At 31.9% G+C, this 22,884-nt stretch carries 24 protein-coding genes; 12 read left to right on the top strand and 12 right to left on the bottom strand.

Annotated elements, in window-relative coordinates; all coding sequences use genetic code 11:
* Window positions 1–4: 4 nt before the first annotated feature.
* Window positions 5–640 carry a CBS domain-containing protein gene (locus tag MSM_RS01495; protein WP_004034478.1) on the top strand — a complete coding sequence of 212 codons (636 nt, stop codon included), beginning with the start codon at window positions 5–7 and terminating at the stop codon, window positions 638–640.
* Between the two features lie 12 nt (window positions 641–652).
* On the opposite strand, the gene MSM_RS01490 is transcribed toward MSM_RS01495, so the two are convergent.
* From MSM_RS01490 to MSM_RS01465, 6 genes are all read right to left on the bottom strand, one after another.
* Window positions 653–1,267, bottom strand: a complete 615-nt coding sequence (locus MSM_RS01490; RefSeq protein WP_004034476.1) for an ABC transporter ATP-binding protein — start codon at window positions 1,265–1,267, stop codon at window positions 653–655.
* Between the two features lies 1 nt (window position 1,268).
* Window positions 1,269–2,201, bottom strand: coding sequence for an oligopeptide/dipeptide ABC transporter ATP-binding protein (locus MSM_RS01485; RefSeq protein WP_011953816.1), 933 nt, complete (start codon window positions 2,199–2,201; stop codon window positions 1,269–1,271).
* An 11-nt stretch (window positions 2,202–2,212) separates the two neighbouring features.
* Entirely contained in the window at window positions 2,213–3,061 is an 849-nt protein-coding gene (locus MSM_RS01480) for an ABC transporter permease (RefSeq protein ID WP_011953815.1), read from the bottom strand.
* On the bottom strand, window positions 3,051–4,046 hold the full coding sequence (locus tag MSM_RS01475) for an ABC transporter permease (protein WP_011953814.1): 996 nt from the start codon (window positions 4,044–4,046) through the stop codon (window positions 3,051–3,053). The genes MSM_RS01480 and MSM_RS01475 overlap by 11 nt, the downstream gene beginning before the upstream one ends.
* A gap of 57 nt (window positions 4,047–4,103) precedes the next feature.
* Window positions 4,104–5,723 (bottom strand): ABC transporter substrate-binding protein, encoded by a 1,620-nt coding sequence (locus MSM_RS01470; RefSeq protein WP_011953813.1) that lies wholly within the window; start codon window positions 5,721–5,723, stop codon window positions 4,104–4,106.
* Window positions 5,724–6,002: 279 nt separating this feature from the next.
* Window positions 6,003–6,401, bottom strand: coding sequence for a DUF3795 domain-containing protein (locus MSM_RS01465; protein ID WP_011953812.1), 399 nt, complete (start codon window positions 6,399–6,401; stop codon window positions 6,003–6,005).
* A gap of 212 nt (window positions 6,402–6,613) precedes the next feature.
* Between MSM_RS01465 and MSM_RS01460 the strand changes: the two genes are divergently transcribed.
* Genes MSM_RS01460 through MSM_RS01450 form a run of 3 tightly spaced genes read left to right on the top strand, consistent with a single transcriptional unit; the run spans window position 6,614 to window position 8,010 of the window.
* On the top strand, window positions 6,614–7,168 hold the full coding sequence (locus MSM_RS01460) for a 50S ribosomal protein L15e (RefSeq protein ID WP_004034464.1): 555 nt from the start codon (window positions 6,614–6,616) through the stop codon (window positions 7,166–7,168).
* A gap of 30 nt (window positions 7,169–7,198) precedes the next feature.
* Window positions 7,199–7,624, top strand: coding sequence for an RNA-binding protein (locus MSM_RS01455; protein WP_004034457.1), 426 nt, complete (start codon window positions 7,199–7,201; stop codon window positions 7,622–7,624).
* A gap of 59 nt (window positions 7,625–7,683) precedes the next feature.
* On the top strand, window positions 7,684–8,010 hold the full coding sequence (locus tag MSM_RS01450) for a carboxymuconolactone decarboxylase family protein (RefSeq protein WP_011953811.1): 327 nt from the start codon (window positions 7,684–7,686) through the stop codon (window positions 8,008–8,010).
* Window positions 8,011–8,012: 2 nt separating this feature from the next.
* Here the strand turns inward: MSM_RS01450 and fdhD are convergent, their stop codons facing one another.
* Window positions 8,013–8,843, bottom strand: a complete 831-nt coding sequence (fdhD, locus tag MSM_RS01445) for a formate dehydrogenase accessory sulfurtransferase FdhD (protein WP_011953810.1) — start codon at window positions 8,841–8,843, stop codon at window positions 8,013–8,015.
* A gap of 174 nt (window positions 8,844–9,017) precedes the next feature.
* Between fdhD and MSM_RS01440 the strand changes: the two genes are divergently transcribed.
* Window positions 9,018–9,278, top strand: a complete 261-nt coding sequence (locus MSM_RS01440; RefSeq protein WP_011953809.1) for a DUF6110 family protein — start codon at window positions 9,018–9,020, stop codon at window positions 9,276–9,278.
* A gap of 10 nt (window positions 9,279–9,288) precedes the next feature.
* On the top strand, window positions 9,289–11,412 hold the full coding sequence (locus MSM_RS01435) for a heavy metal translocating P-type ATPase (protein ID WP_011953808.1): 2,124 nt from the start codon (window positions 9,289–9,291) through the stop codon (window positions 11,410–11,412).
* Window positions 11,413–11,429: 17 nt separating this feature from the next.
* Here MSM_RS01435 and MSM_RS01430 read toward each other — a convergent pair whose 3' ends face one another.
* Window positions 11,430–12,365 (bottom strand): CPBP family intramembrane glutamic endopeptidase, encoded by a 936-nt coding sequence (locus tag MSM_RS01430; protein ID WP_004034408.1) that lies wholly within the window; start codon window positions 12,363–12,365, stop codon window positions 11,430–11,432.
* A 169-nt stretch (window positions 12,366–12,534) separates the two neighbouring features.
* Here MSM_RS01430 and MSM_RS01425 point away from each other — a divergent pair, with 169 nt between their 5' ends.
* Window positions 12,535–13,275 (top strand): ABC transporter permease, encoded by a 741-nt coding sequence (locus MSM_RS01425; protein WP_011953807.1) that lies wholly within the window; start codon window positions 12,535–12,537, stop codon window positions 13,273–13,275.
* Window positions 13,276–13,285: 10 nt separating this feature from the next.
* On the top strand, window positions 13,286–14,044 hold the full coding sequence (locus MSM_RS01420) for an ABC transporter ATP-binding protein (protein WP_004034406.1): 759 nt from the start codon (window positions 13,286–13,288) through the stop codon (window positions 14,042–14,044).
* 3 nt (window positions 14,045–14,047) lie between these two features.
* On the opposite strand, the gene thiD is transcribed toward MSM_RS01420, so the two are convergent.
* Genes thiD through proS form a run of 3 tightly spaced genes read right to left on the bottom strand, consistent with a single transcriptional unit; the run spans window position 14,048 to window position 16,883 of the window.
* On the bottom strand, window positions 14,048–14,788 hold the full coding sequence (gene thiD, locus MSM_RS01415; RefSeq protein WP_004034405.1) for a bifunctional hydroxymethylpyrimidine kinase/phosphomethylpyrimidine kinase: 741 nt from the start codon (window positions 14,786–14,788) through the stop codon (window positions 14,048–14,050).
* Entirely contained in the window at window positions 14,789–15,463 is a 675-nt protein-coding gene (gene cofC / locus MSM_RS01410; protein ID WP_011953806.1) for a 2-phospho-L-lactate guanylyltransferase, read from the bottom strand.
* Between the two features lie 10 nt (window positions 15,464–15,473).
* Entirely contained in the window at window positions 15,474–16,883 is a 1,410-nt protein-coding gene (proS, locus tag MSM_RS01405) for a proline--tRNA ligase (protein ID WP_004034774.1), read from the bottom strand.
* Between the two features lie 151 nt (window positions 16,884–17,034).
* Here proS and MSM_RS01400 point away from each other — a divergent pair, with 151 nt between their 5' ends.
* Genes MSM_RS01400 through MSM_RS01385 form a run of 4 tightly spaced genes read left to right on the top strand, consistent with a single transcriptional unit; the run spans window position 17,035 to window position 19,430 of the window.
* A complete protein-coding gene (locus MSM_RS01400) occupies window positions 17,035–18,081 on the top strand; it encodes an NAD(P)-dependent glycerol-1-phosphate dehydrogenase (RefSeq protein ID WP_011953805.1) in 1,047 nt (348 codons plus the stop codon).
* The gene (locus MSM_RS01395) at window positions 18,078–18,515 is read left to right on the top strand and encodes a UPF0179 family protein (protein ID WP_004034396.1); all 438 of its coding nucleotides are present in this window, start codon (window positions 18,078–18,080) and stop codon (window positions 18,513–18,515) included. Before MSM_RS01400 ends, MSM_RS01395 begins: the two co-directional genes overlap by 4 nt.
* A 20-nt stretch (window positions 18,516–18,535) precedes the next feature.
* Window positions 18,536–19,201, top strand: coding sequence for a ribose-5-phosphate isomerase RpiA (gene rpiA, locus MSM_RS01390; protein ID WP_004034778.1), 666 nt, complete (start codon window positions 18,536–18,538; stop codon window positions 19,199–19,201).
* A gap of 10 nt (window positions 19,202–19,211) precedes the next feature.
* On the top strand, window positions 19,212–19,430 hold the full coding sequence (locus MSM_RS01385; protein ID WP_004034393.1) for a hypothetical protein: 219 nt from the start codon (window positions 19,212–19,214) through the stop codon (window positions 19,428–19,430).
* Between the two features lie 52 nt (window positions 19,431–19,482).
* Here MSM_RS01385 and MSM_RS01380 read toward each other — a convergent pair whose 3' ends face one another.
* Window positions 19,483–22,632: a right-handed parallel beta-helix repeat-containing protein gene (locus tag MSM_RS01380; protein ID WP_011953804.1), complete on the bottom strand. Its 3,150-nt coding sequence runs from the start codon at window positions 22,630–22,632 to the stop codon at window positions 19,483–19,485.
* Window positions 22,633–22,884: the final 252 nt, after the last annotated feature.

Here is a 22,884-nt window from a genome sequence, read left to right as displayed (position 1 = left end):
TTTTATGAAAGCTAAAGAGTTAATGGATAAAAAATTTGTATATATAAGTCCTGAGGACAGTGTTAAAGATGTTTCTATCACCATGGAAAAAATACGTAGGTTCACATGCCCTGTTGTAGATGATAATAAACATTTGGTTGGATGGGTAACTTCTTTTGAAATTACTAAGGGGTTACGTGAAGGTAATGATAAAATTAAGGAAATCATGAGTTCCTATGAAGAAATAACTACTATCAATGAAAATGCACCTTCAAGACTTGCAGTTATAGAAACAGCAAACAATAAATTTGTTACTGTACCTGTTTTAAATGATGATAATCAGGTTGTGGGAATGATTCGTGCTTGTGATATTGTAGAACTTTTGTCTGCACTTTATGATATTAAAGTTTACAAGTTATATGTTGCAATGTGCAAACAGTTAAAAGGTGTAACCTGGGATGAATTAATGGCTGCAGCAGCTATTGTTTCTAAAAGGGCAACCGGTAAAAAAGTAAAACCTGAAGATTATGAAGCAACAATAAGGGAAGCTACTTTTGGTGAGGCTATTTGGGCAACCAAAGGTCTTGAAAATTTCTTTGCAGGATTAATATCTGTTGGGGAATTGGTAATCGCCCGTAAAGTAGGAAAAGCTAGAAAATAAGATATTAATAGTTTAAATATTATTAATATCTTTTAAATAAATTTTATCATCACAAATGGTATCGATTAAGTCTAAGTCATGACTTACAATAAGTAATCCCATTTTTCTTTTTTTAATAATTTTAATAACTGAATCCAATATTTGCACCTGTGTGACTGCATCAAGCATTGTTGTCATTTCATCAGCTATTAAAAACTTTGTTTTCGGATTCAGTGATCTTAAAACAGAGTATCTTTGCAGTTCTCCACCTGAAAGCTCACTTGGATATCTGCTCATCCATGACTGCTGAATACCAAATTCACTTATTAAATCATCACTGACATTCCAGGATTCTTCTAAAATATCTTTCATTTTCCATTTTGGATTCATTACTTTTTCAGGGTGCTGAAAAATTAATTGAACAGGGCAAAATCCATTTTTAGGAAGTATCTGATTATCCAGATAAACTTCCCCATCATATTTTGGAATATAATTAGATAATATTTTACATAATGTTGATTTACCCTTTCCGCTTTCTCCAATTAGTCCAGTAATTTTATCGCTGTTTAATGTGATATCCACATCTTTTAAAACATATTTTTTTGAAGAAGGATATTTGTAGGTTATGTTTTTTCCAATTAATTCCATTTTATTCCTCCTGATTGTATTTAAAACATCTGATGTTGTTAATTAAGTTAGGTCTTTTTTCATTACAGTATTCTAAAGGAGAATCACACCGGTCATAGTACGGACATCCGTTTGGAATTTCTCCGTGTAATGGCTGATGCCCTTTAGTTAGTTTAAATCCATTTTTAGGCAATGCTTCATATAATGCCTGAGTATATGGATGTAATAAGTTTTTACCTTCTTTAAAGTCTTTTGTATCAACTATTTCAATTACAAAACCGGAATAAAATATACAAATTCTGTTGGCAACTTCTAAAGCTGCATAAATGTCGTGAGTAATTAACAGTACCCCTACATTGTCATCAGCCATCTGTTTTAGATAATTTAAGGTTTCTTTAACTGATTTTTGATCTAATCCTGGAGTTGGTTCATCAGCAATTATTAATTTAGGGTTTGAAAGAAGAGCTGTTGAAATTAAAACACGTCTTGCCATTCCTCCGGATAATTGGAATGGGTACATATTGTCAACATCTTCACTTAATCCGTATTTTTCAAATATTTTTCTTTGTTTTATTTGTTTTTCACGGCATTCCTCTTCAGTTTCACATTCTCCAATAACCTGGTCAGCTATTTTCATTAAAGGGTCTAGAAAATTAACGGACTGTGGAATTAATGAAATTTCTTTTCCCCGAATTTCTTCTTTTGCTTTTTGATTTAAAACATTTCCGTTATATTTTATTTCTCCATTTAAATCAGCATTATCCGGTAAAATGCCTAATATTGCATGTGCTAATAAACTTTTTCCAGATCCGCTTGAACCTAATACTGCTAAAATTTCTCCTTCTTCAATATCCAAGGTTAAATCTGTAATTACTTTAAGATTTTGCTGTTTTAATCCTTTTGTGTATTGTATAAATGAGATTGATACATTATTAACGTCTAATAGTTTATTCATCTTGACACTTCCTAGTTATTTGCACTTGCCGGATTAAGTAATTTTTTAATATTTTCTCCAACTATATCAAAGAGCAATACAATTATTAATAAAGATAAACCAGGGAATAGTGCTAACCACCAGTTTCCAGTTGCAAGATATTTCATTGATTCAGATAAGATAACTCCAATAGCAGGTTCGTGAGGAGATAATCCGAATCCTAAAAATGTAACACTGGCTTCGTGCATAATTGCATGAGGGAAAATTAATATAGTTCCAACTATTATCTGACTTACAATTAAAGGCAATATCTGTTTTGTAGCTATCCAAAGTTTAGATTTTCCAAGGTTTTTAGATAGTTTTACATATTCTGAAGTTTGAATCTGTTTTATTTCAGCTCTAAGAACTCTTGTTAGGGATGTCCAATGTGTCAATGCAACACCGACAGTAACTCCAAATGCCCCTCCTCCTAATGCAATTGAAATAAGAATTATTGCCAATATGTGAGGCACAGACAGGAATAAATCTACAATCCATGAAACAAAAGTGTCAAAATATTTGTTGAAACTGGACAATAATCCAAGAATCACTGCTATTATACTACTTAATATTGATGCAACAATTCCAATCTGGATACTTAATCCTAATCCTTTTAATGTACGGGTAAACATATCTCTGCCTATCCAGTCAGTACCGAATAAGTGTTCAAATGACGGAGCCTGGTTCATTAGCTGGAAATTTGTTTTAATATCTCCTGGATTTATGGATAAGCTGGTAATTATTACTAAAACTAAAAGTAATACTATTAAAGATATAGTCAATAATGTTTTTGTTCTTAGATTCATATTTAATTTTGATGTTTTTTTGTTTTTATTGACCATCCTCTTCACCTTCTTTAATTCTAGGGTCTACAAAGTTGTAAATAATATCTGCTATTAAATTACCTACATAAACGAATATTGCACTGAATATGACAATTCCCAATAATAATGGAACATCACTTCTTAAACCTGCTGAAACTGCAGCCTGTCCAATTCCAGGATATGTAAATACTTGTTCTACAAGAACTGCTCCTCCAAACAGTTCACTGAAACTTAAAAATTGCAGTGTAATTGCTGGCAAAAGAACATTCCTGATTCCGTGTCTTTTAATAAGTGACCATCCGTGTTCTCCTCTTGCTTTTGCAAATAAGAAATAATCACTGTTCATTTCTTCAATTAACTTATCTCTGGTATACAATGCAATTTGAGCTACACCTAAGATACTTAATGTAAATGCCGGTAAAATTAAACGGTTTAACCATTCCCATATAGTTACATCCTGGCTTAAACTTCCAATTGGAACTCCAAGTCCTGAAGGGAACCATCCAAGCTGAATACTGAATACCATTAATATAATTAATGCAATCCAAAATGTTGGAGCAGACTGTAAAATGTAACAGTAAACTTTGATTGCTTTGTCAATCCAGGTATCTTTTTTATACCCTGCAACAATTCCTAATAAAAATCCAAGAACTCCTGATATTGCCCAGGATGTCATCATTAAGATTAATGATGCGAAAAATTTTTCTTTAATAACATCTATAACAGGTATTCTAAATATTAATGAATTTCCTAAATCACCATGAATAATATTACCTAACCAATTCATTATTTTGGCAGTTATAGGTTCATTAACACCCCAATAGGCTTCCAATGCTGCAACTTGTTCTGGACTGACAATCATATTACTGATATAAGTCTTTACAGGATTTATTGGTGATAAATCGACCATTATAAAACTGATTATAATAATTGCAATAAGTAGGATGATAAATCTTACCAGCCGATATCCTAAAAATTTGAGTATTTTTTCATGATTTGACATAATATCGTTGTCCAAAAAAAGTAATAAAATGATTTTAAATGATTTGAATCATTTAAATCATTTTTCTATTGATGAAACACGTTTCCAGTCATATATGTTTCCAAATATGTCTCCTCCGTGAGGTTGTAAAAGAGCAGTATCGTTGGATATGTCTAAGCTGTCATCTACGAAATATCCGTATTTGATTTCACCGATCCATAACCATGATGCGTCACCTTGTGGTGAAATACCATGACTGCCGTCCCAAACTGCATTAGACCATTCGGAATATGAACTTTCACGTGATTGTTTAAATGCATTGTCAATATGTTGATCAATAACACTGTCGTTTACATATGATGGGTTATTGTATCCAATACCTGCCTGGGAACTGTGGTATTCTGACCAGATTGTTGACGGGTCAGTACTTCCGAATCCCCAGACAATTGCCTGTGAATTTTTAATTCCATCCATTTCATCCCAATTAGAACCAATAGCTTTTACTTCAATACCCATTTCTTTTGCTTGTTCAGAAACAGAAACTGCAATTGCTTGTCTTTCAGGAGCATCAGATGAGTAATATAATTCGAAGGATGCTTTGGTTCCGTTTTTCTCACGGATTCCGTCACCATCACTGTCAACCCATCCTGCTTTTTCCAAGGTTTCATTTGCTTTTGCAATGTCTCCGTCTTCAATAGCAGTTGCATTGTTTGCCCATGGTAATTGGTGAGCAATTCCATCGTAATTAGGATATCCTATTCCGTTTAATGCACCTTCACAAAGGCTGGTTCTGTCAATACCATAGTTTAGAGCTTTTCTAATTGCGATATCTCCAGTTACATTGTTACCTACATCTCCACCGTCAGGATTCTTTTCACCAGTATTCATTTTAGTTGGTAGGGAAATTCCTCTTACATCAATAGTGTCCATGAGATACATATTGTATCCGTCAACATTTTCTTTTGCATAAGCTAAAGGTACAGCAGATACATCTACTTCTTTATTTTTAGCAGCATTAAATGCAGCTTCATTTTGAGCGAAAAGAATAGTTAATTTTTTGAATTCCGGTTGGTCTCCATAATAATTGTCATTTCTTTCTAAAATTACTTGCTGACCTTTATCCCATTGAGCAAATTTATATGGTCCTGATCCAACAGGGTTACTTCCATAAGTTTCATTGTTGTAGGAATCAGATGGTACTATACCAATATATGCTAATTTATCTAGGAAAGTGGAATCTGATTTGTTTAAATCAAATTGTACTGTAGTTGGGTTTACTGCAGTTGCATTATTCATATTACTTAAGTCTAAGCTAGCTCCAGTTTTTTTAGCTTCATTATATGTAAATGCAACATCTTCAGCATCTAATGGTGTGTTGTCGGTAAATTTAACATCATCTCTTATTTGAACAGTGTATGTTTTATAATCATCACTTATTGTATAATTAGTGGCTAAATCATTTTCATAACTCATATTTCTGTTCATTTTTAATAAAGTACTTTGTATTAAAGGTTCTGAATAATAGTTCCAACCTAAAATCGGATCAAAACCAGATTCTGGTTCTCCTCCGTGACTGTAAGCTGCAACTACAAGTTCGTCATCAGCACGTTCTACATGTGACTGTCCGAAATAAACAGCACATCCTATAATTATAACAATAATTACAAGTATTGCACCTATAAGATATTTTCTATCCATTTTTTTCACATTTCGTTTTAATTATTAAAAAAGTAGCTTGTTAGTAATATCAATATAATATTTAGTATGATATAATAACAACCTAATAATTTTTATTATCGTAATAATTAATAAGGTTTACTAAAAAAAGTATTACTAAAATACTTTATTTTGCCTAAAAGTATTAAGTATTACTTTTTTTTTATTTTATTTATATATTAAGTATTATTTTTTAAAAAATAAGGGAGTATTACTTTTATAAGCTTATTTTAGCCATAAGTATTACTTTTAAAAAAAGAGTTATAATGAATAGTCACATTCACTGCATTTTTTAGTTTGAAATTTAATTACTCCGCCACATTGTGGACAGGTCCATTTTTCACGGTCTGAATCTGTTATTTTGCCAATACCCATATTTTTTATTCTTTTGGCACTTTCAAGTGTATTTAAATCATATCTTTTGATGTATTTTTTGCTGTGTTTTTTCATTTGAGGGCATGGAAATTCACTACACCTTCCGCAATAGCTAAAATTCTTTGTATCAAAGCAGGATTTTATTTTGCATTTCAAACTGGCTTTAGTTTTTCCGTCATCACCTATTAAACATCCTGCACACGGATTTTGATATCTCTCACAGCTGATGCAGTTTATTCCGCAGGGAGCCAGCAGTTTTGAATCTAATTTATCAGGCATTTTCATACTTTTCATCCTCATTAATATTTATATGGGATTAATTATAAATAATTCGTTAACACTCAATACTAATTTTTCTTTATATGTTTAACCATAACTTTATAAATAAACAAAACAAATATTTTATTATCGTTGATTTATTGACGATTACATAACTTTTTTCGAGACAATGTCTCATGGATGTGGCTTTTTAAAAAAGCTGAACAAAAGGTGTTATTATGTATAAATATATTAGAGATGCATGGAAAAACCCAGATGAATCCTATGTAAGGGAATTAATGTGGGAAAGAGCTCCTAAATGGAGAAGGCAATCAGCAGTTCAAAGAATTGAAAGACCAACCAGGCTTGATAGAGCTAGAAGTTTAGGTTACAGAGCTAAAAAAGGTTTCGTTTTAGTAAGAACCAGAGTAAGACGTGGTGGAAGAAGGAAATCTCGTTTTATCGGAGGACGTAAACCTAAAAGAATGGGTGTAAACAAAATTACCCAAGCTAAATCCATTCAAAGGATTGCTGAAGAACGTGTAGCTAAAAAATACCCTAATTTAGAAGTATTAAACTCTTACTGGGTATGGGCTGACGGTAAATATAAATATTATGAAGTTATTTTAGTAGATCCACAAAGTCCTTCTATTGTTAATGATGAAAAAATCAATTGGATTTGCTCCAAAAAACACACTAACAGAGCTCTCAGAGGCTTAACTAGTGCTGGAACTAAAGGACGTGGATTAACTTCCAAAGGAAAAGGTAGTGAACAAGCAAGGAGAAAAAAATAAATCTCCTTTCTTAATACCTTTTTTGATAAAATGATTCATAATATCAGATTTAGAGAGTTTGTTTATGAGAGTGAAAATCTCGATGAATTAACTCAGGCCATCTACAACATATTTCCAGATGCTGAAATTGAAAGTGAAGATGCAGAAGGATTAATGGAAGATAAAATCATTATACTCTCAGGTGTTGTAGATAAGAAAAGACAAACAAAAGCTTTTTTTAATTTACTCTTAGAATTAGACCAAAATCAACTTGATAAATTAAATAATGATTTGGAACGCAAAGTTGATGATAAAGGAAATTTATTTTTACGATTATCTAAAGAAGATGCAGTTGACGAAAAAATTACAATTGTAGATTCTGGAGATTCAATTCATCTTAAAGTTAAAATAGCAGCATATCCGGCTAAAAAGGAAATCGCTATTAAAAAAGTTCGTGAAGCTATTGAAAATAACTGATTACATTTATATATAACTTATTTTTTATATAATAACCAATCAATTAAGGGAGTGGTTATATGAAAGATGAAGTTTTTTATGGAAAAGGAATTCATGAACTTGAAGGGGAATATCCTGACCTCTACGAGCTTGTTAAAGATATAAGTGAAGTAGTTTACGACGGATATGCACTTGATTATAAGACTCAAAAATTAATAGCTATTGGAATTACAGCTTCAAGAGCAGATCCAAGAGCTACTAAAAAACAAATAAAAAGCGGAATGAAAGAATTGGACATTACCAAAGAAGAAATAATGGATGTTTTAAAAATTGTCCTTTTAACTTCTGGAATGCCTGCTTTCAGTAAAGCTGTTCAAATTTTAAATAGTGTTATCGAAACACAATAATTTTATTTTTCAAGATTTATTCTCTGCGGTGCGCTGTAGAGATTAAATCTGTTATTTCTAACAAATCCAACCATTGTTATATTGCCTTTTTTAGCTATTTCATATCCTGAAGCTGCAGGTGCTGCATTGGATATGATGATTGGAATTCCTACTCTTATTACTTTTATAAGCATATCTGCAGGCATTCTTCCGCTGTATGTGATGTATGATTGTGTCAAATCATATCCTGATTTAAAAGCAGCTCCAATGACTTTGTCTACAGCTACATGTCTGCTTACATCTTCTCTTATGATGCTTTTATTTTTATAAATTAGCTGAGCTACATGAACACTTCCTGTATCCTGCCAGATTTTGGCATTTTCTTTTAAATTATCCATATCTTTTATAATCTGTGTTGCATCAATTTTTAAAGTGGAATTGTTTGGAGTCACTGTTTTTAACTGGGATCTTATTCCTCCGGCATTGTCTGAATTTACTCCCTGATATTCAAGTAATCTGCAAACGCAGGCATGTTCGCACTCTCCTTTTCTTTTTTGAACTATATCGTACTGTTCAAAATCCTCTTCAGGAGTATGGTTAAGACGAGTTTTAACTAATACATTTGTTTTACTTACTTTAATTTCTTCTATATCTTCATTTGTTTTTATTAAACCTTCTCCAAGACAATATCCGATTGCAAAGTCATCTAAGTTTTTCGGATAAACTGAAAACTTTCTTGGAGGTAGGCAGTCAATAAATAAGTAAGCATATTCGTCTTCAACAGTTTTTTCTTCTGTTTTTTCATAATTTCCATCTTTCCATTTAATTGCATCTATTGTTTTGATAAATTCCATATGAACTCCCTCTTATTAGATATTATTAACAATTGTTATATTTTAAATTATCTGTTTTCATAATTGTTTTTTTTAGGTATACCTAACATTTATATAATATAACCAATATAAGTTTTAGGTAGACCTAAATAATTTAGGTTTTAATTAATAATATTTTATAACGGAGGAAATAATATGGAAGAATACATTGATAAATTAATGGAACATAAACACGCATTAATTTTTGTTGGAGGAATAGCTGCAGCTATTGCAGGTAAAAAAATCCTTGAATCTAAAGCAGTAAAAGAAGGATGTACTAAGGGTATGGCTGCTGTTTTAGCTGCAAAAAAAGATGCTGAAGAATGTTACCAGGACATGGTTCAAAATGCGGAGGACATTGTTGTTGATGCTAATAAAGATGATAAAAAAGCAATTTATGTTGAAGATGACGAATAAGGTTTAAAACATGAAATACCAAGTAATGTATAATAACGGAACTCGTATCAGAGTTCGTTCAGGCCAGGCTGCCTTCACCAAAAAGGAGGGTTATGGTATTTCTTCATTGCTTTTAGAAAATAATTTTATTAAAAAAGTTTTCACATCTCATAGAAACGGAAGTATTTTAATCTATTATGATGATGTTAAAAACAGAGACAAAGTCTTTGCAGCACTTGATAAAATAACTGAGGATGATTTGGTTGAAGTTGAACCTGACATGTACATGAGTTCAAATGAGTTAACTAATAATTTTTGGGTTAGTTTATCAGGTATGCTTGTGAGAAGGGTATTAGGTAAAATTGTATTGCCTATTCCAATTAGGAATTTATTGACTGTTTATAGAGCTATTAAGTATATATGGCATGCTTTAGACAGTTTAACAAGTTTCAGAGTGGATGTTGCTCTACTTGATGGTGCAGCAGTTACCGGATCACTTCTTAAAAGAGATTTCGATCCGGCAAGTTCTATGATGTTTTTATTATCAATTTCCGATTTGCTTGAAGACTACACATTACAAAAAACAAAAAATACTTTAAAAGAAAGTTTAACTTTAAATATTGATACTGTATGGGTAGTAAATGAAGATGGTGAGGAAATACAACAACCTATATCCCAAATTAACAAAGATGATAAAATTAAAGTTCATATGGGTGATGTAATACCTGTAGATGGTAAAGTTGTTGACGGTGAAGGGATGGTTAATGAAGCAACCATGACTGGAGAACCATTGGCTGTCCATAAAATGCCTGGAAAAACAGTTCATGCAGGTACTGTTGTTGAAGAAGGTAATCTGATTGTTCAAGTTTATTCTTTTGATAAAGAAACCAGATTAAATAAAATTATAAATCTTATTGAGAATTCAGAAGAATTAAAAGCAGATGCTCAAAGTAAAGCTGAGGAATTGGCAGACTCTATTGTGCCATACAGTTTCCTTACAACATTCCTTACTTATCTGATAACAAGGGATACTACAAAAGCATTGTCTGTTTTAATGGTTGATTTCTCATGTGCACTTAAATTAACAACTCCATTATCTGTTATTTCAGCAATGAAAGAAGCTTCAGATAATAGGATGATGGTTAAAGGTGGAAAATTCCTTGAAAAATATGCAACTGCAGATACAATAGTGTTCGACAAAACAGGAACTCTTACTAATGCAACTCCAAAAGTTGTTGATGTAATTTCTCTTGGAGATTACTCCAGAGATGAAATTTTAAGAATGTCTGCATGTATTGAAGAGCATTTTGCACATAGTATTGCTACGGCTATTGTAAAACAGGCTGAAGAGGAAGGTCTAAAACATGATGAAGACCATAGTGAAGTTGAATATATTGTAGCTCATGGTATTGCAACAAGTTATAATGGCAAACGTGCTGTTATAGGAAGCAGACACTTTTTATTTGATGATGAAGGTGTAGAAATATCCAAAGAAGATGAAAAACTCATTGACGAAAAAGTCTGTGAATATTCGGTTGTTTATTTGGCTATTGATAATAAACTTGAAGGTATCATATGTATTAACGACCCTGTAAGAAAAGAAGCTAGGGATGTTATTGAAGAGCTTAAAAAATTAGGTATTGAAAATGTTATCATGTTGACTGGAGACAGTGAAAGTGGTGCAAAAAGCAGCGCTGAAGCATTGGGCATAACTGAATACCGCTCACAGGTGCTTCCTGAAGATAAGGCCAGTATTGTTGAAAGTTTAAAAGAAGAAGGCAGAACTATTATTATGGTCGGAGATGGAATAAATGATTCTCCTGCATTGGCTGCTGCTGATGTGTCTGTTTCAATGAAAAACTCTTCAGATATTGCCAGAGAAGTTGCAGATGTTTCTTTATTGTCTGATAATTTATATGATTTAATAACACTTAGAAAATTGAGTGTTGGTATGTTAAATAAAATAGATACTAATTATCACAGTATAATTGGCATTAACGGTTCTTTAATAGCACTGGGTATGTTTGGAATTATAACTCCATCAACATCTTCATTGATACATAATTTATCAACTATGCTTTTAGGAGCTTTAAGTACACGTTCTGTATTAAAAGAACCAAGGGAAATAGAAGTTAATGTAGTAGAAACTGCATAAACTTCTTATTTTATTTTTTAAGCTATTGATGTAAATATTGTATATGACATCAGTAATATAAAACAGATTATCCCCGGATTTAAAAGGATTGTACTTACTGGATTTTTTAGAATTATTTCCTTTTCGCTTCCGTCAAACCGGCTTTTATCGAAATACTTGATGGAATAAATCAAACCCATAACTGTTAATCCTAAAGTTATTAATATGTATAAAATAACACCAAATGTGCTTGTTGGTGAAATCACACTTCCGTTAGCCAAGTCCATTAATGGTTGTGAGACAAATAGGCTGACAACTGATCCTATGAAATTTATAATCATATGTAATCCTATTGTATATTTGATTTGTCCTGTTTTTATATAGATTATTGCAAAAAATCCTCCAAGAAGGAATGCATAGAAAAACTGATTTAAATTCCCATGGAAAAATGCGAATAATAATCCTGAAAGAAGTACTGAGATTGTACCTCCGTATTTTATAGTTCTGTCAATTAATAACTTTCTGAATATAAGTTCTTCAAAGATTGGAGCTATTGTGGTTATTATAATCAAGTTTGCAACTAAACCGGAATTGTTTATCACATCATTAATAGGATTGGCTACCTCATGCTGTATCAGTGAGCCGATTCCTGAAGTTATAATAACTCCCATTATATTTCCGATCCACATTAAAAACATTGTAATTGATATGCATATTACAAATGTTTTAACGGTCATTTTATGTTTTTCAAGAGTTTTTGCTTCTGTTTTTCTCATTATATAAATAAATATTGGTAAGGGTAAGAGATAAGTCCAAATAGCTGAGAAAAATGTCATCATTGTTTGATTAGATAAAAGATTTGGATTAATTATGCTTATAAATAATCCGATGAATAGATTTAGCACCAATACGATTATTCCAAGTGCAAAATAATTAAATCCAATTTTTGAAAAAAATCTTCTATTTGCTTCCAAAGCTACACCTCACTTTTATTTTATGTAACATTTATTTTACCTTTTGCAATATATATACCTTTGGATACAATTTTGATTTGTGATTATCTACTTAAAATCATGTGAAATATTTATATAAAAATACAATCAATATTAATAATTGTAAAAAAAATTTTATGTAAGTGATTTAATGAATAAAGATAAGTTCACACCGATAATTTTACCAATTTTAATTATAATTATCTGGTATATCATAACTTCTGTTTTAGAGTTAGTTAATCCTTATTTCTTACCAAGTCCAGGTAGTGTCTGCAATTCTGCATGGAATATAATACAATCTGGAAAACTTTTTGTTGATACTATGGATACTTTATTTAAAGTATTTGGTGGTATGATTCTTGCATCTATTGTAGCTATTCCTTTAGGAATATTGCTTGGATGGTATAGCAAGTTGGAAACTTTATGTAGTTTTGTAATCAGTATATTAAGGCCAATACCTCCGATAGCTTGGATTCCATTTTCAATATTGTGGTTTGGAATCGGAACAGCTCCTGCTATATTTATTATTTTCATAGGCTGTGTTTTCCCGATTCTTATTTACACAATTGATGGAGTTAAAAGAACCGATAAAGTTTTAATTGAATCTGCACAAACACTGGGAGCAGATGATAAAACAGTACTTACACAGGTTATTTTACCTTCTGCAGTACCGCCTATAGTTTCCGGACTTAAAGTTGGTGTGGGAATAGCTTTAATGTGTACTATTTCTGCAGAGATGATAGGTTCAAGTAGCGGTTTAGGATATTTAATTTTAACAGCTACAAATTTATTTGATACAGGTACTACTGTTGTAGGTATGTTGGTTATTGGTTTGATTGGTTTAATCCTTGATTATGTCTTCGGACTTATAGAAAAAAGAGTATTCTGGTAGGTAGTTTAAAATGGCAATTGAAATTAAAAATATAAATAAATCTTTTCATGGCCGCGGTTTGGATCATGATATAAAAGTTTTAGATGATGTTAATTTAAATATTGGGGATGGTGAATTCGTTTGTCTTTTAGGCCCTTCCGGTTGCGGTAAAACAACTCTGCTTCGTTTGATAGCTGGTCTTGACCAACCGACTTCAGGGGAAGTTATAGCAGATGGTGAAGTTGTTAAAAAACCATCTGGTGATAGGGCAGTTATTTTTCAGCAATATTCATTATTTCCATGGCTGACAGTTTTGGAAAATGTGATGTTCGGTCTTAATCTCAAAAAAGACAGAACTAAAGAGGAAAATCTTAAGGCTGCAGAAAGATATCTTGAAAGTGTTGGTTTAATTGACTTTAAAGATAGTTATCCTCATGAACTTTCAGGTGGTATGAAACAAAGGGTTGCAATTATTAGATCCTTGCTTAACCATTCACCTATTTTGCTTATGGATGAACCATTTTCTGCATTGGATATGCAAAATAGGCACATGCTTCAGGAACAGCTGATTGGAGTTTGGAAAAGATTTAAAAATACAATTGTTTTTGTAACTCATGATGTTGATGAAGCGATTTATCTTGCAGATAAAATTGTTATAATGGATAAAAATCCGGGTAAAATTAAAGAAGTCTTTGATGTAGATATGCCAAGACTTAGAAAAAGAGAATCCGAAGAATTTATTAAAATTCAAGAAGAAGTACTTGATAAATTAAATGTGGAAGATTTCTAATAGCTATAATTTAGCTATTAAAGTTCCATATTTTCCATTTTTTATACTTTCGTAAGTATATTCTGAAGCTTTTAAAATACTTGTTTTCAAATCGTTTTTTTGACTTAAATAACTTACAATAGCTGCTGAGAAATTACAGCCGCTGCCATGCACATTATCTGTTTTCAGTAATTCCTGTTTAAATGTACTGATTTTTCCATCAATACAGGTGATATTTGTTCCGTTTAGATGTCCGCCGGTTATAATGTTATTACAGATTTTTCCTAATTTTTCACAGGCTATTTCAGCTTTTTCTTCATCAGCAATTTTAATCCCGGTTAATTTTTCAGCTTCAGAAACATTTGGAGTTGTTAGGATGGCTTTCGGAAGTAAATACTTAAGCAGATTTTGACTCAAATCATCTTTGGCTAATTCTCCTCCGGATGTTGCCACCATAACCGGATCAACAACAGCTTTCAGATTATATTCTCTGATTTTTTTAGAAACTGTTTTGATGATATCTTTTGAATATAACATTCCTGTTTTGATATATTCAACATTGTAGCTGTCTAAAACTGCATCAATTTGTTCTTCAACATAGTCAGTTTCAATAGCTTTTAGGGAGTACATCATTTGGGGGTTTTGGGCAGTAAGTGCAGTTACAATTCCGGTTCCGTAAACACCAAGTGCCTGAAATGTTTTGATGTCTGCAAGGATACCTGCTCCTCCTGAAGGGTCTACTCCAGCTATTGACATTACAATCATTTAACTGCCTCTTGTGACTTTCAAACGTTCGCTGCCGTGTACTGATTCAACATTTATTTTCAGTTCTTTTAAATAACGTCTGGTTTCAGTATTTTCACCATGAACTATTATTTCCCCTAAATCTTCAGTTGTATTGACGTCTAAAGCCATAAATAAGGAGTCATGAACTTGCGGATTCAAGTTTTTCCTGTCAGCGGCATTTACATGTTCCTTATAGCTGAAATCTCCGAATTTGGTTCTGATAGCCAGTGGTTTCATAATTATAGTGTTTGTTCCCCCGCCTTTTGAAGGAATAATAATGAAATCAAGCTGTTTGCTTGAATCAATTACCATTTTAAGGTTGGTTTTACCGATGAGTGGAATGTCGGATGGCATTATGATTACTTTTTTGGTTTTGCCTTTACAATATTCCATAGCCTGTTTTAATGCTTTATTTAAATTTGAATTGTCATTTTCTTTCAAAACACTTAAATTTAAGCTTTTGGCATAATTTAAAACATCTTCATCAGCACTGATTATAATTATTTTATCAGTATATTTTCTTAAAGTATCAGTAACATCTTTAAGCATGACTTTTAGAAGGTTTTCCCTTTCTTCCTCACTTAAAAATGGAGATAATCTGGTTTTACATTCTTTAAATTTACTGACAGGTATTATTCCATAAATGTCATCCATAGTTTCATCTCTAGTATGTTTTAGCTATTAATGCAACATATTTTGCATCTTCGTCACTGAGTATACATTTTTTGCCTGCTTCTTCAAGCTCTTCATAGATACCTAAAACTGAATAACCAGTGATTTCTTCTATTTTCTCTCCGCAGTCAGTGTCTCCGCACCAGTTAACTGCTACAACATTACCTTCTTCAATTAGCTTTCTGACTTCATCAATATCAGATGCAAATTTGATGTGGTCTGTGTGGAATTCTTTTGCACTTTCAGCGAGATTTTCATTTAACTCATCAATTAAACGGATTACATTGCTTACGAGGTTTTCATCTAAATCAAGTTCGATTTTTTCCAGCTGGTCTCTACGCATAGCTATTGTCTTGTTGTTTTCCAAATCTCTAGGGCCTAATTCAAGTTTTATTGGAGTTCCTTTTAATTCCCAGTCATAGAACTTTTTACCTGGCCTGATGTCTCGATTATCAATGTTTACACGTAATCCTGCAGCTTCAAACTCTTTTTTAAGCTCTTCACATTTAGCTAAAACTTCTTCTTTTCCTTTTTTAAATAAAATAGGAATTATAGTTATTTGTTTTGGTGAAATTTCAGGTGGAAGACGTAATCCTTTTTCATCTCCGTGAATTCCAATTGCAGAAGCTATTACCCTATCAGATAAACCTGCGCATGTTTGATAAACCAGTTTATGTTCTCCGTCTTTATCTTCAAATGTTATATCAAATGTTTTTGCAAAGGTTTGGCCTAAATTATGGATAGTACCGATTTGCAGGGTTTTTCCATCAGGCATAATTGCATCAAATGCCATTGTATAGTCTGCCCCTGGGAATTTATCCCATTCCGGCCTTTTTGTTAAAGTATATGGAATACCTAATGTATCAAAGATTTCTTTATAGTTTTCAATATGTTCCTGAACCTGAATGTCTGCTTCCTCTTTACTTGCATGAGCAGTATGTGCTTCCTTAAAGGTAGTAATTTCACGAACACGAATAAGTGGTCTTGTATGTTTTGTTTCATATCTGAATGTATTTACAATCTGATAATATTTCAACGGCAAATCAATATGGGATCTAATCCATAGTGAATACATTGGATAGATTGATGTTTCACTAGTTGGTCTTAGGGCTAATTTTTCATTTAATTGTGTTTTACCTCCATGAGTAACCCAGTAAACTTCATCTTCAAATCCTTTTACATGTAATCCTTCTTTAGCCAGTTCTGCTTCTGGAACAAGAAGTGGAAATAAAACTTCTTCATGATCACGGTCATATACTTCTTTTATTAAATTTGTTGTATATTTTCTTATTTGGAAACCGTAAGGCATCCATACAGCCATTCCTTTAATAGGATATCTTGAATCAGTTATGTTAGCTTCTTCTAATATGTCATGAAACCATTCACTAAAATTTTCCACCATATCACCTTAATTAAATTTTTATAATAATTATATATCAGTTGTTAATGCCTATTAAATCTATTTAAAGAAAATTTTTTACAGTCTAAAATAATAAGTTATTTATAACTACTAATTAAAGATATACAAATGTATATTATGTTTAGGAGATATTATGAATACTAGAAAAATACAAATGCCCCGTGAAGTATACATCGGACCTGATGTTATATATGAAACCGGCGAAATCTGCAAGGATTTGCATTTGGACAATAAAGTTTTGGTTCTAACAGGTCCGAATACATATGATATTGCAGCAAAACATGCTATTGAAAGTCTTGAAAATCAGGATATTGAAGTGGATGTTAAAATTGTTGAAAAAGTATCATATGATTCAGTAGAAGAAGTCAGTGAAATGATTACTTCAGGCACTAATGTTTTAGGTGTTGGGGGAGGAAAAGTTATTGATGTAGCTAAATTAGCTTCATATGATAAAAATGTATTTTTTGTTTCAATGCCAACTACTGCTTCACATGACGGTATTGTATCTCCTTTAGCTTCAATAAAAAATCCTAAAACTTCAACATCTGCTAAAGCCCATGCACCGATAGCTGTTATTGCAGACAGTAAGATTATTGCAAATTCACCTTTCAGATTATTGTCTGCAGGATGTGCTGATTTAATCTCAAATTTCACAGCTATTAAGGATTGGCAATTGGCTCACCGTTTAAAAAACGAGTCATATAGTGAATCTGCAGCTTCATTGTCTATAATGTCTGCAAAAATGATTACTGACAATGTTGACAGTATTAAACCTGGTTTGGAGGAAAGTGCACGTCTTGTTGTTAAAACTTTGTTTAGCAGTGGAATGGCTATAAGTATTGCAGGCTCCAGCCGTCCTGCTAGCGGATCAGAACACACATTTTCCCATGCTTTGGATAAAATTTTAGATAAACCCTGTCTGCATGGTGAACAGTGCGGTGTTGGAACTATATTGATGATGTATTTATATGGTGGGGACTGGAAATTTATTAGAGATAGTTTAAAAGCTGTTGGAGCTCCAACATCTGCTAAGGAATTGGGAATTAGTGATGAAAATGTCATTGATGCATTAACAATGGCACATACTATTAGACCTGAAAGATATACAATTTTAGGTGATAACGGTATATCTGAAGATGCAGCTTATGAGTTAGCTCTAAAAACTGGGGTGATAAAATGATTACATTAATTGGTAAAGATTTGGCAAAAAAGGGTAATGAGTTTATTTTTTATGGTTCTGTAGATGAATGCGAAAATTGTAGATTTAAAGCATCATGTGTTGACTCTTTAGAAAAAAATAGGAAATATAAAATCATTGATGTTCGTGACAATGAACAAAAGTGCCCGGTTCATGCTGAAAATACAGTTATTCCAGTGGAAGTTGACAGATCTAACATAACATTACTTTCTTCATCAAAAAGTATTTTTGAAGGATCTACATTTTCCTATGAATCTGCTGACTGTGATGAAGAATGTGAATATTATGATTACTGTTTCCCTGAAGGACTGGTAGACGGAGACAAATGTATTGTTTTGAAAAATCATGGGAAACATAAAGGTGAATGCAAAAAAGGATATAAACTTAATAAACTTACATTAGGTTTTGTTATTTAAAAAATAAGGATATGATAAATATGAATCTTAAAAAAGAAGCAGGTTATAAAGCAGCAGAATATGTTACAGACGGAGACATTTTAGGACTTGGAACCGGATCTACAACTCATTATTTCATTGAAGCAGTAGGCAAAAGAATAGCTGATGAAGGAATAAATGTCATGGGAATTCCTACTTCATTCCAGTCATTACTGCTTGCTAAACAGTGGAACATACCGGTTACCAGCTTGGAAGAGCATGACATTGATTTGGCTGTTGACGGTGCAGACGAAGTGGATAAAAACCTTAACCTTGTTAAAGGTGGAGGAGCAGCTCACACCAAGGAAAAAATTGTGGATTACTCTGCAAAACAATTTATTGTAATTGTAGATGAATCAAAATATGTTGAAGAAATTGGAAACTTTCCGGTACCTGTGGAAGTAATTCCTGATGCATCACGTGTGGTTATACAAACTTTAGAGGACATGGGTGCAGAATGTGAAATAAGAATGGGTGAGCGTAAGGACGGACCGGTTATAACAGATAATGGAAATTTTGTCATTGATGCCAAATTTGAAAAAATAGAAAGCCCTATGCATTTGGAAATAGATTTAAATTCTATTCCAGGTGTTGTTGAAAATGGTATTTTTACTCAGATGGTTGATAAAGTCATAATTGGTACTTCTGAAGGTATAAAAGAATTGTGAAGGTGTTATAATGCCAATACCAAGTGGAATTCCATATGATTTTAGGGAAATAGCTAATAAAATGGCTATGCTTCTGGGAATTTTAATTGTAGTTTATGCCCTTTTATGGATTTTAGCAGAATTGAAATTGATTCCGGTTGTTTTATTTGCAATATTTCCACAAATAGTTCTTCTTTTAATAGGAATATTCATTGTTTATATAGCTTATTCTAGAAGAAACAGTTACTGATTTTAAAATTATTTTTTTAAAAAAGAAAAAATTAGAGGTTTTTAACCTCTTTTTATGCTATTTTTATTGTGTTTCCAGTTTGGAAATTGTTCCAGTATGAAGTAATGATATATTCTCCGGACATTAATCTTATCTTTAATGATGCAATACCGTCTTTATCAGTTACTTTGTGATAGAATACACCGTTCACGTTAAATGATACATTCTGGTTAGCTAACGGATTTCCTTGACCGTCTAAGGTTTGTGCAGTAAAGTCACTTCCATCAAGGTATTTCATATCCAAATCTTTAGTTACTAATGTTGGCATAACAGTTACGTTATTACCCATAGCCAAGCCGTCAACTATAGTTGTAATAATGTAATTTCCAGGTCTTAAGCTAATTCCTAAGCTTGCAACACCGTTTTCATCAGTAGTTTTGGTGTAGAAAACACCGTTGATGTTATAGATTACTTCTTTATTTACTGCTAAAGATCCGTCTTTGTTGTATATTGTTGCCTGGAATCTGGAAGCGTTTAAGTAATATTTAGTTAAATCACTAGCTTCAATTAAAGATTTGACATCTACGCTAAATCCTTGTTCGTCACCGGTAACAGGATTGTATGCAGTTAAAATATAATGATTAGGTCTTAACATGATATTTAAATTGGCTATTCCTTTATCATTGGTTTGCTTGGTGTAGAATACACCGTTGATATTAAATGTAACTTTGGTGTTTGCCAATGCTTTTCCCTGACCGTTTACAAATGCAGCGAAGAAATGAGTTCCATTTTGATACATTTTAGTTATGTTGTTACCTGTTATAGTTGGTAAAACAGTAATTTTAGCATCTACGGAATTTGCTCCAATTGTTTTATTTCCTGCATAAGCAACTGTTGCAGTGTATACTCCAGGTTTTAAATAAATATTCATTTCAACAGCACCATTTTTATCAGTGGTTTTATTGTAAGAAACACCATTTATTGTAACTGTAATTGGAGTATCTGCTAAATTATATCCTTTGTTGTCTTTTAAAGTAATATGTAATTTAGTTCCATTTTTATAATACATGGTAATGTCATCAACGATAATAACTGCTTTTGGTTCTTTTGCAGAGTCATAGTAAGTTCCCTGTGTTTTGTCAGGAGTTTGGTATTTATTGTCTGCCTGAACAATGTAGTATGGGAATGATGGAGGGAATGGTAATCTGTCTAAATTGTAATTATTGCTGCCGATGGTTACATTGTAGTATCCGCCACCAACAATTATGCCTATTCTGCTTCCACTTAATGTGTTGTTGAATATTGCTTCATTACCTGAACCGTATGCAGTTATAGAGCTTAAAGTACATTTAATAATAGTGTTATTGTATACTTTGTGTCCGGAAGAGTGCATAAGGTAGATTCCTTCTTTTGAACCGATGATGGTGTTGTTGAATACTGTTACGTTTGGTCCGGTTCCGTGTCTTACATCAATACCGTGGTTTACAGCATTGGTAACTGTGTTATTTGCAATAATACTGTTAGCTGATCCGAAGTTTATTAATCCTGTTGTGTATTGGTCATGGATGTTGTTATTTGCAATAACTGCATTTTTATTATATTGTAAGAAAATACCCCATGATGATCCTTTTACATCACAATTGGTAATTGTTATGTTTTTATTGGATTCTGAGTAAATTGAAGTAGTTTTATATTCGTCAGTAGTTGTACCAACAGTATTTGGATTATATCCTGGAGCTTTTCCAACGATATTCAAATCAGATACAACTGCATTATCGGTATTGAATAAATATAATACTGAGAAGTAAACGCATCCATATCCTCCTTCATTAGTTTTTTTCCATACTTTTAAAGGAATATTGGAGTTGTTAACACCTTTTGTTTCATATCCGATTAATGTTGCATTATTTCCAAGTATTTTAATGTTTTTATCAACATAAATACAGATATTTTCATAAATTCCGTTTTTCTCAAAGGATAATGTGTCTCCGTCTTTCATTGAATCAATCATTTTTTGAATATCTTCACTTGCAGTGCCGACAGGAACAGTGTAGGTAGTTCCAGTAGGTTTTAATATTCCATTATAATCAATTACAATATCTTTAGGAGCTTCAATATCAATTTTATTGGTGTATTCTGGAGAATAAGTACTGCTGTCACTATAAGTTCCACTTACACTTTGCGGACTTTGATATGCAGAATCTGCGATTCCAACATAATATACAAAAGTAGGAGGGTAAGGTAAATTAGCTAAGTTGTAATTATTTTCACCAATGGTAATATTTGAAAATCCTGAACCCAATAATACTCCCATTCTTGATTTGAACATTGTATTATTGTATATGTAAATATTAGAAGAACCATAACAGGTTATTGAACTGATGGTACAGTTAATAAGGGTGTTGTTATATACAGTATGTCCTCCGGAATGCATAAGGTATATTCCTTCTTTTGAACCGATGATGGTGTTGTTGAATACTGTTACGTTTGGTCCGGTTCCGTGTCTTATGTCAATACCGTGGTTTACAGCATTTGTAATTTTATTATTTTTTATTATGCTTTTTGCAGATCCAAAGTTTAAAATACCGGTTGTTGCCTGATTTTTAATGGTATTCTGATTTATTGTAGTATTTACACAAGTCTGTAAATAAATACCCCATGAAGATCCGATTATGGTATTGTTGATTATTTCTAAATTTTTGGATTGGTAAGCGTAAAGTACAGCATTGGAATAAGTTGTGCTGTTTAAACTAATCATAGTTAATCCGTTAAGTTTTACATTTGATGTTTTAAGAATATAAACAGTTGCAAAATTACTTATTCCGTATCCTCCAGTTTTTGTTGTGTTTTTAACAATATCTGGAATATTTGTATTGTTGATTCCCGGTGTTTGATAACCGATTAATTGTGCACCATTACCGTTTACAGTAATATTTTTATCAATATATATGCAAATGTCTTTATATTCACCTTTTTCAAAATTCAATACATCCCCGTCATGCATACTGTTTATAATGTTTTGAATAGTTGAACTATTTGATCCAGTATGAACAGTATAATTTGAAGATGTTGTTATTTCTCCATAAACTGCATCATTTGCTATTGGACTTGAAGCGCTGTCATCAGAATTTGCATTGCTTATGTCTTCTGCAAAAACAGAGCCTGAAGATAAAATAACAATTAATGATATGAATATGGATAATATCAATCCTTTCTTATTCATTATTCTACCTCATTTAATGATATTAAATACTTGTTAGGTACTTAATGATATATCGTTTGTTTATAGTTATAATAAATATTTCGATTTGAATTTTTAATATATTTACTTTAAAAGTAGGGTATAATTGTTATTTTTTGTTTAAATTGTTTATAAAGTGCTAAATTATTTGAAAATATTTATATGCTTTGATTTCCATATACAAATTTAATCAATATAATTATTGATTTATAATGTATGTTGATGGTAGATTGA

Origin of the sequence: Methanobrevibacter smithii ATCC 35061, assembly GCF_000016525.1 — an archaeon.
GTDB lineage: Archaea > Methanobacteriota > Methanobacteria > Methanobacteriales > Methanobacteriaceae > Methanocatella > Methanocatella smithii.
The sequence above is the reverse complement of the archived record's forward strand: the minus strand, read 5'-3'. Positions and strand labels throughout refer to the sequence as shown.